The 10,133-nt window shown below is 33.5% G+C and carries 9 protein-coding genes and 1 pseudogene; 6 read left to right on the top strand and 4 right to left on the bottom strand.

The window, feature by feature from the left end; translation table 11 throughout:
* The 4 genes from KAOT1_RS00005 to KAOT1_RS23750 all read right to left on the bottom strand — a co-directional run.
* A partial coding sequence (locus tag KAOT1_RS00005; protein WP_007092585.1) for a hypothetical protein occupies positions 1-931 on the bottom strand: 931 nt, incomplete at its 3' end.
* A 196-nt stretch (positions 932-1,127) separates the two neighbouring features.
* Positions 1,128-2,792 carry a hypothetical protein gene (locus KAOT1_RS00010; protein WP_007092586.1) on the bottom strand — a complete coding sequence of 555 codons (1,665 nt, stop codon included), beginning with the start codon at positions 2,790-2,792 and terminating at the stop codon, positions 1,128-1,130.
* A 142-nt stretch (positions 2,793-2,934) separates the two neighbouring features.
* Positions 2,935-3,309, bottom strand: a complete 375-nt coding sequence (locus KAOT1_RS00015) for a LytR/AlgR family response regulator transcription factor (protein WP_007092587.1) — start codon at positions 3,307-3,309, stop codon at positions 2,935-2,937.
* 486 nt (positions 3,310-3,795) lie between these two features.
* Positions 3,796-3,924 carry a DUF4113 domain-containing protein gene (locus tag KAOT1_RS23750; protein WP_007092588.1) on the bottom strand — a complete coding sequence of 43 codons (129 nt, stop codon included), beginning with the start codon at positions 3,922-3,924 and terminating at the stop codon, positions 3,796-3,798.
* A 300-nt stretch (positions 3,925-4,224) separates the two neighbouring features.
* On the opposite strand from KAOT1_RS23750, the gene KAOT1_RS00020 reads away from it, so the two are divergent.
* The 6 genes and pseudogenes from KAOT1_RS00020 to KAOT1_RS23465 form a co-directional block, all read left to right on the top strand.
* Positions 4,225-4,647 carry a prepilin-type N-terminal cleavage/methylation domain-containing protein gene (locus KAOT1_RS00020; RefSeq protein ID WP_007092590.1) on the top strand — a complete coding sequence of 141 codons (423 nt, stop codon included), beginning with the start codon at positions 4,225-4,227 and terminating at the stop codon, positions 4,645-4,647.
* Positions 4,648-4,682: 35 nt separating this feature from the next.
* On the top strand, positions 4,683-5,126 hold the full coding sequence (locus KAOT1_RS00025; RefSeq protein ID WP_007092591.1) for a hypothetical protein: 444 nt from the start codon (positions 4,683-4,685) through the stop codon (positions 5,124-5,126).
* 1 nt (position 5,127) lies between these two features.
* Positions 5,128-6,537 (top strand): GspE/PulE family protein, encoded by a 1,410-nt coding sequence (locus KAOT1_RS00030; protein ID WP_007092592.1) that lies wholly within the window; start codon positions 5,128-5,130, stop codon positions 6,535-6,537.
* Positions 6,538-6,543: 6 nt separating this feature from the next.
* Positions 6,544-8,742: a type II secretion system protein GspD gene (locus KAOT1_RS00035; protein WP_040559226.1), complete on the top strand. Its 2,199-nt coding sequence runs from the start codon at positions 6,544-6,546 to the stop codon at positions 8,740-8,742.
* Positions 8,742-9,938, top strand: coding sequence for a hypothetical protein (locus tag KAOT1_RS00040; protein ID WP_007092594.1), 1,197 nt, complete (start codon positions 8,742-8,744; stop codon positions 9,936-9,938). The genes KAOT1_RS00035 and KAOT1_RS00040 overlap by 1 nt, the downstream gene beginning before the upstream one ends.
* Positions 9,931-10,133, top strand: a pseudogene (locus KAOT1_RS23465) (hypothetical protein); the annotation flags it as partial. The gene KAOT1_RS00040 and the pseudogene KAOT1_RS23465, both read left to right, overlap by 8 nt.

Consider the following 10,133-nt stretch of genomic DNA (forward strand, 5'->3'; position numbering starts at 1 on the left):
TTCCATTTAAGTCTCTTTTATCAATTGTTGACAATGTCGTGAAGTCATTAGTTCCCTTAGCTACTTGATTACTTTTATGATTTATAACTCCTTCAAATACATCAAAATTGTACTTCGCTCTTGATAGTAATTGACTTTGGTTACTAAGTATACGTATATTTTTATGAGAGACAGGAGTCGCAATTCGATTTTGAGTTACCAAACTATTTACATAAGGTTCATTTGAAACTTCTGATTCAAAAGGGTAGACAAATACTGATTTTTCAATACTTAGATCTGTAATATATCTCTGCTCTTTTACAAAAGGATAGTTAGCATCATAAACGATTTGTTGGGTTGTACTAAAGTTTCCATTGTCTACATAATCAGTTGTGATTACTTTTGTGTTTAGATTTCGTTCTATATTAATAACAGAGGTATGATAAAAAACACCAGCTGTACCACCTTGTGTGAATGGACTACCAGAGACAGTTGTTCTGTAATTTAAATCAACAGTATTAAAAGCATCATAATCATACTGATAAGTTATATGTTGCTTCATATTTTCACTTTGGGTAAAATGCTTTTCACTGATTAACTTTCCTCTTTTAATATCATAATCAATAACATTTAAACTCGGATAAGAACTGTTACTTGTTAGAAATACATAAGGATTATTGACATTATCGGCATTTACTGTTGTTTCCAATTCATTTGGAAATGTATTTGATGTTGTATAGGTATACTCAGAATATCCGTTACCATTTTCTTTTTTTACCACTCTAGCATAGCCGACAAAACTACCATCGGTAAGTTCTAAACTATTTTTAGTTTTATCAAAATAGGTAAAATAACGTTTCCAATCATTTTCAGGAGCAGTCATTGAAAAATGGTGGAAAGAATAATTACTTGGCGCATCACTGTATTTATTGATGTACGCAAAGGTTGGCATACGATTGATATAGCCTGAGCTTGTTCCGTTAGGATGGGTATACTCATAAAATATATTTCTAGTACCACCACGACCATCGTGAAGTGTTTGTTGCTTTATTCTTGCGCCACCCGCGATGTATTGCGCTCCTTGTAAATTAAAAGTATGATTTTCATATTTAAAATGTGCACTTCCACCTGTTGGATATTTTATGGTTTCAGCGTAGCAGTAAAGAATATGTGTTGGATTCTAATGAGTACTGCCCATGAATGATTCTGTAATTACTACCATTTGTTCTTTTAAAAGGTAGTACAGAGTTCCCACCTTGATTTTTATAGAAATGTAGCATTGCATTGGGTGGAATTTCAGACTCATCATTGGAAGACCATTCAAAACCATTATTATTGAAATAGCCTAAAAAGTCTCTTTGAAACGAATCCCTTCTTGGCAGTGGATTGTCATAGTTATAATCAAACTCATGTACCTTAGCATTTACTGCGGTGTTTCCAATTGGTAATTCTTTTACTTTATCCAATCGTAATCGCTTACATTCTTTTTCGTTACAATTCTCTAAAGAATTGAAATAAGAATATTCAAACTCAAAATGTTTGATAAGTTGACCGAAATTATTTTTTACTAAAATTTCAGTAAGTGCTTTTTCTCCAAGATCATCAATTCTATTTAATCCGTAGATAAATTCTACTGTTCCTTCGTCCCATGTGATTTTTTTAAGCCGATTTGCTTTAGTGGTTCTAGTAGAAACAGTGCTTTGAAAATCCATATCATAAGTCCCATTTCCAAGTGATACGTCAGATATAGTAGTGTAGTAATAATCATAAAGATCATCAGTGTCTAAAGGATCTTGATAGGTAGCGGTAATATTTTTGATTCTTTCGGGAATTGCCTTGACATAGGCTTCATATTCAAAAATAACCTCTCTGTTATGAATTGGGTCAATGATTTTTGATAAATTCCAATTGGTAGAACCAAGTCCCTGGTTTGCTGAGTCCCAAACTCCATGATAGGTACTTTCGCTATAATCTTTAGTATCAAAAATATATTTAAGTCCATTGGTATTGACAATTTCAAACGAAGGAAAATCCAAGTACTGATAATTATAAAAAGGTATTCCATTTTGATAAAAATCAGCAGGTTCATTGCCATGTGAGATATCAACTAATCTAGGAATAGTTGTTGTTGTCCTTTGTATTAGATTTTGAACTTTTACACCAGAATGATCTAAAAAGATAGCATTGTACTTTCGATTTGCAAAAGGTGTTGTATTGTCATTAGGAAATTTATCTTCTAAATAGAATTTAGAACTAAGTCCTGGAGCGTTGGCATAAAAGAAATCAGGAGAAGAATCAATTTTACTCCATTCTTCTGCTTCTTCTGAATCAGAATGTACCATTCCTGTAGCACTATTAAAACTAAATGGCTCAGGAGATTTACCTCTATGATATCCTATTTGCGTTACAATCGTTTCAAAACTACCAGCGTTATCTCCTGTATCGTCAGGAACACTATAACCTGTACCATAGAAATCATCATCATTTAAATCACGGACAATTTTTAAAATACTTCCATTCGCATTTAAACTCCATCCTAAGCCTACATTGGATGCGATATCACTTACTTTTATTCCTGAAGTATTATAACTTAGAGAAATGGGAACATTGATGTCTCCAATTGAAATATCATAAATGGGAACTCCAACATTAATTTTTCCTGTATATAAATTCTCAGGAATTAGTTTGCTTTCGTGGAAAGCTTTTACCGATGGTGTTGCAAAAACATCATCGCCTGGCGCACCTCTAAAATAATTGGGTTTGCCATCTTGCGCATTTGTGAATTGTATACAAACAAGACACAAAAAATTCATTAAAAAGATTTTTTTCACTTTTAAAAATTTTAAATTAAACATAAAATTTGTGGAGTAGTGACTCCACTTTTGAGTAGGCTATTTTTTCACAATATGATTGTATTATGCTGTAGGTTTTAGGGAATTTATTTCTATAAACTTTTTATGCACTCTGTAAATACTTTGAGAACGTATTATTTTTTCGATAACTCACAGGCAAGGTTATTTCTCCTTTTAAATGGACTAATCGGTATTTACGCTCATATAATTTCAGGTTAGAAAGATTGATTAGGTAGGAGCGATGAATACGAAGAAATCCATTACCTGAGAGTTCATCCTCATAATAGCCTATCGGCTTGCAACTGAGGAATCTTTTTCCATTAATTAAATGAAACCATGTGTAACATTCGTTAGCTTCGATGTAGTTAATATTTTCTTTTAATATGTACGCTCCTTTGTGTTTTGCTCCTAAACGTATATGTTTGTCGCTGTTTAAAACGCCCTGCCTGTAACTTTTTGTTTCTCTTTTGATTTTCATGTGTTATTGTTTTTAAAATTCAAATATTTTAGGTTGGCGTGATTAATTAGAAAGTGGTTTTGCAAATCAAAGTAGATCACTTTTCCTGTTTGATACAATTTTTTTGTGTAAGCGTCATATTTCGACCAACGAGCGTCATGTTTTGATGAATATTTATGTTTTTTCTTGTTAATTATATGTTAACGATTAATTTTAATCATAAGGATTCCCTTTGCAAAAATGTTTAAAGTCATCAAATTTTCGCATGTAATTTAAATTGCAATCCTGTCACTGCAGTAAAGATTTTTCTTTTGTTTATTAACAACTTAAATTGGAATAACTATTACTAAAGAAAATTCTTAACCACTATGTAAACATAACAAAAGTTTACATAAATGGGTTAACTTTTATTGATATTGAGTGGATAATTATTATTAAACCTTACTTTTATTACGCTTTTCACGTATAAGGCTAATTAATATTGAAAAGTTGTAATATGTATGAAGCTTAAAAGTTACAATTCAAAACAAGAATATCATCAAAGTCAGTTGTATAGTTTTGCGATAAATTATTCTGACGCATTGCCCAAGAGGGATCTAATTTTTTGCTTGCAATATTTAAGATGTTTTTTTCCATATTTAGAGTTCAAACGGTCAATGGTTACATCAGTTGTTTATGATCCGAATTACAAGCTTCAAACATATTAAGTTGTTGAGTATTGTCTGGAACTAATCCCATGACCATAATCCCCGCTTTTTTAAATTAGTAGCCTTTTTTTGAACATTGTTTTATACTAATAGAGTCTAAAACTTAGTTCTTCCTAAAAAATATATAAGCGTCAAAAATAAAACACACACGTTCGTTACCTTGTCACTATCAATTTTCCCTATTCTGAGCCTGTTAGAATACACGAATTGATATTGAAAAAGAACGTAGATGAAACTCCATAAAAAATCATTAGCAAACCATAAAGTTAAAGCATTTAACTTACAAGAAATCCTGATCGTACTGGCGATCATCGGGATTTTACTCTTATTAGCGCTTCCTAATTTAATGCCGTATATCTCCAAGGCAAAATCTATAGAAGCGCAAACACAACTCAAAGCGATTCACTCCATGCAAACGCAGTATCGCTATTTGTATTCGCGTTACTCTAACGACTTTAACGAAATAGATTTTCAACCACCAATTACAGCAGACAAAGGAGGCACAGCACGGTATCGCTATGAAATAACTGTAGCAGAAGGCGCAACATTCAAAGCGCGCGCAGAAGCTGTGGAAGACTTTGATGGAGATGGAGTTCGTAACGTATGGGAAATTGATGAAAAAGGCAATCCAAAAGAAATAGTAAAAGATTGATAGTTCTTATTAAAATCATATTAATCCTATCGCTTATGAGCATACTTTTTCAAGATATCAAAGAAAGAAAAGTGTATTGGTTTCTATTTCCAATAGTCGCGTGTACAGCTTCATATTTGTACTATACGAACACTTTTTTTGAACTATTTTGGAGAACATCACTTATCAATCTAGGGATTATTTTTAGTATTATTTTAGTGCTTCAAGTCTATTCAAAATTCAAATTACAAACAGACTTACAACATGTTTTCGGTTTAGGTGATGTCCTATTTTTTCTAGCAGTAAGTATCGCATTTCCCATAGCAACATTTATCATATTCTTTGTGTTTTCCTTATTATTTTCTCTGTTCTTACATATACTACTTAAAAATAAAACACAGGAAACATCCGTACCACTCGCAGGCTATATGAGTCTATTTTTTATGACTGTCTATCTACTGAATTGGACAGGTTTTTTATCCAATATATACAGCATCTAAAATGGAAGTACAAGACTACAACATACACGTCTCGTTGCAGCAACTCATTAGCAGTTCGCAAGCGTATCACTATCGCATTGTTCCAAAAGAAAATGAAAATGGAATCATTACGTTTTTAGCGGAAGCTACCGATGAATCCTTAAAAAAAGAACTCTCGATTGTTTTTAATCAAAAAATTAATCTTGAAGTAACTACTGCGGAAATAATTGACAAATATTTAGCCACAAACTTTCGCAAAACGACAAGTAGCAAAGCAGAAGCATTACACTACACAGACGATTTTTTACAAAAAATCATCATGGCAGCAAAAGACATTGGCAGTAGTGATATTCACTTTGAACCGTATGAACATTCCTGTCGTATTCGTTTTCGATTGGATGGAAAACTAAAAGAACAATATGTCATTCCATCAGCAGAATATCCTGTAATCATCAACAAAATCAAGATAAAAGCACAACTTGATATCTCTGAAAAACGATTGCCACAAGACGGACGTATTACAATCAATAATGCGCAAGGAGAATTTGACATTCGGGTATCTTCTCTGCCAACCTTACACGGAGAAAAAATTGTGCTTCGTATTTTAAGTAAAGACGCCAATCATATCAATTTGGATGAACTTGGTTTTTCTGATGATGAACTATACACCTATAAAGAAATCATCAAAAAGCCTAACGGAATCATCTTGATTTCTGGACCGACAGGTTCTGGAAAAACTACCACATTATACGCAACACTCAAACTATTAAATGATGCAGAAACCAACATTCTCACCATTGAAGATCCGATTGAATATACCTTAGAAGGCATCAATCAAGTGCAACTCAAAGAAAATATTGGGCTCGATTTTTCGAGTACACTTCGAACTTTCTTACGTCAAGATCCTGATGTTATCATGGTAGGAGAAATTCGTGATGCAAAAACCGCCAATATGGCAATTCGTGCAGCGCTTACAGGACATTTGGTATTATCTACCATACACACCAACTCCGCCTGGGCAACGATTTCACGATTGATTGATATGGACATTCCGCCTTTTCTTATCGCAAGTACGCTGAACATGAGTGTGGCGCAACGATTAGTTCGAAAACTTTGCCATCATTGTAAAAAAGAAGCTTCTATAGCAACAGCGACGTTGCCAAAAGATGTTGTACTGCCCAAACATATTAACACACATCATGTGGCAGTTGGTTGTAATGCTTGTTATCAAACAGGATATCTCGGTAGAAAAGCCATCTACGAAATCATTCCCATTGGAACACAGCTTATCAATCATATCAAACAAAATGAAACAGAGATTTCAGATTATCTCAAAGAAAAAAATATACACACATTAAAAGATAATGCAATCACACTTATCGAAAATGGCACAACGTCCATTGAAGAAGTATATGCACTATTATCAAACTAAAAAAGAATGAAGAAAATACTTCTTATCATATTATGTTGCTTGATGCATTTTTCACTGCTTGCGCAGGAAAAACCACGTATCGAAGCCATTAAAAAACAACTAGAAGTTCTTGCAGTCGACAATGTAGGACTGACTGAAAATGTAAAAACAGACATTAGCATCAACAATGTGTCGCTTAGTAGTTTTTTACTCGCTATCGCGGAAGTTCACAAGCTGAATTTCAATATTTCATCTGATTTAAACAAAATTTCCACATCAACGAACTTTCCAAATGTTACGGTATCAGATTTACTAACTTTTCTCTGTAAAGAACACGAACTTACCATTGAATTTACAGGAAACATTCTAGCGATAAAAAAATATAGCAAGCCTGTAGAAAAACCTGTGATGAGAGAGATTCCCATTGCATATAGTATGAAAAACGACGTGATTAGTTTGGATATCAAGAATGATACACTATACACAGCATTTAAAAAAATCATGGAAAAAACAGGAAAAAACTTGGTTTTTTCTCCTGATATTGAAAACAAACAAATTACCTTCTATGTAAAAGATGCACCTTTTGACATTGCTATGGAACAACTAGCATTTGCCAATCAATTATATGTTGAAAAAGGAAGTAACGGCTTTTATACCTTTGAAAATGATGCCCAAACAGTTGCTAACGATCAATCTGGAACAACCACATCACAACCACGAACTAGACGAAGAAAGTCGAATTTCAGCTTTAAGGTATTAGACAAAAAAAGAAAAATTATAGAAGTCGATTTTACAAACGTACTCATTGATGCAGTCATTCACGATATTGGAACAGCATTAGAAATTGATATTTTTACATCAACGCCGCTTACAAATGCGGGAACTGCAAGCTTCACATCAAAACGTGTTTCTTTTGATGATTTACTCACAAAAATGTTTGAAAGTAATCAAGGACAAACGGCTATAATAGCATCAAGTCAAGGAAGATCGAATACAGGTTCTCGTTCTAACCAAAATAACCAATCAACAGAGATCAATCAATCGTTTTTCACTTTCAAGAAAGATCGAAATATGTACATTTTTGGAACGGCGAATCAACTAAGTTTACGAGAAATATCAATCATTCCATTAATGCATCGTTCTATAGAATTATTGACAGATTCTAGTGGAGGCAATTCCACACGCGCACGAAGCAGTAATGTGGGACAAAGTTCAGGATTTGGAAGTGGAAATCAATTTGATTCGTTCTCAGGAGGAAATTCAGGAAACAGAACAACACTCAGTAGAACAGGGCAATCCAATCAAGGAAATGGACTGGCAAACACCAATACGAGTCAGGCGGAAGCACTCATTAATATCTTACCCGCAGATTTAATTGCAGACTTACAAATTGAAGCCGATTATGAACTGAATAGTTTTTATGTAAGCGGACCAAGTTCAAGTGTAAAACGATTCAGAAACTTTGTTGAAAAAATAGACAAACCTGTTCCTGTGGTGCTAATAGAAGTGATGCTAATTGATGTGAGTAAACTATCGGTTGTAGAAACAGGCATCAGTTGGGGAATTGGTGATGAGCCGACGCAAACAAGCGGAAGTCTTTTTCCAACTACAAATCTTACTCTTGGAGCAAACACCGTAAATCGTGTCATAGGAGGTTTTGATGGTTTCGGGTCATTCAATCTCGGAAAAGTTGTTCCAGAATTCTTTGCAAACATTTCCGCAATGGAACAAGATGGCGATATAAAAATTCGTTCCACACCAAAAATTTCTACGCTCAACGGACATCGAGCAACACTCTCCAACGGAACGACTTCGTATTATGCGGTAACGCAACGAAACATCTACGGAACAAACAATCCGCAAACCTCAGAAATCACGAATTACTATCCGATTGATGCAGAACTTGGAATTTCCATCAAACCGATTGTATCTGGTGACGGACAAGTTACCCTTGATATTTTCGTGATTCAATCCACTTTTGGAAGCAGAATCAGTGAAGATGCGCCGCCAGATATTAGTTCTAGAGAATTTCGTTCTATCATCCGAATGCGCGATCAAGATATTGCTGTCTTGGGTGGAATTGAAGAAAAACAAAAAAGAGACGAAGGAAATGGTGTGCCGTTTTTAGCAAGAATTCCTGTAATTAAATGGTTTTTTAGCAAACGAAAACGCCAAGATTCAAAATCAAAACTAACAGTTCTTATCAAACCCACAGTCATCTATTAATGCTTAAAAAATTACAAACATACCTGTTATTTGGAAATACTTTTTGTGGTATAGAACACAATAATAAGCAAACTATAGAAGCTGTTTTATTGCAAAAAAAGAGTAATGAAATTATCATTAAAGATTCTTTTGTGACTACGACAGTGGAAGAAATCGCAGAAAAACTTCCTAAAAAACAGCATGTATTTTTAGTGTTAAATAATGATGATGTGTTGAGTAAGTTTGTTCAGAGTACTGAAAAAGAAAGCAATCGATTACTATTTGAAGCATTTCCCAACTTAAAAATTAATGATTTCTACTATGAAATTGACTCGCAAGGAAGCTTTCACAATATTGCAATCTGTCGAAAATCGATTGTTGATAAGCTGATAGCGAGTTATAAAATACAACAAATTACGATTATTGGTTTTTCGCTTGGAAATACGATGACTTCTTTTGTAAATGATTTTATTGAAGAATCTAACTATTACACCTCAAATGCATTACTTACCCAAGAAAATGAAGCAATCACTGAGATTCAACTCATAGAAAATCCGCCAAATAAAACACATACTATCAACGGATTGGAAGTAAAGAGTTCTCAACTCTTATCATTCTCAGGCGTATTATCACACATATTACAATCCAAAACGACTGTTTCAAATTTTGAAGAAAAAGAAACGGAATTAGTTACAAACTTTAAACAACAACGGTTTTTTAGTCAGTTTTCTATGTTCGGACTGGGTTTTGTTCTATTTCTATTATTGATAAACTTTTTTGTTTTCAATTCCTATTACAGTACTGTGGAAGAAATGAAACAAACGGCAGCAGTCAATAGCAATCAAAAAGAAAAGTTGCTTACGCTTAAAACTTTGGTTGAACAAAAACAGAAAACAGTGGATGATATCTTGAAAAAATCATCATCCAAAAGCTCATATTACATTGATGCCATTGCAACTTCATTGCCAAATACTTTGCAATTATCTGCACTAAAATACCAGCCACTTACCAAACGAATCAAAAAAAACAATCCGATTCAACTAAAAAAAGAAGAACTTATCATTTCAGGAATTTCTACAGATAGTGATTTGTTTTCTGACTGGATTCAAAAAATAGAAAGTTTAGATTGGGTAGTAGCTGTTACAGTAGCTGATTATGGAGCCGTATCAAAAAACAATTCAGAATTCACTTTAAAAATTGAGCTATCTGATGAGTAATACGTTAAAAAATAGATTGCTAATCGCTGGATTTATAGTAGTACTTTTTATGTGCTATAAGTTTGCTTTTGCCAAAACTTTTGAACTAAAAGCCGAGCATGATACGCTTATCAAAGAGCAACAAATTTTTAATAATACACCGAAACAACTCGCATTACTCAAAAAAAGAAGCAGTATTACGATTCACTACTTACC

The organism is Kordia algicida OT-1 (assembly GCF_000154725.1).
Classification (GTDB): Bacteria; Bacteroidota; Bacteroidia; order Flavobacteriales; family Flavobacteriaceae; genus Kordia; species Kordia algicida.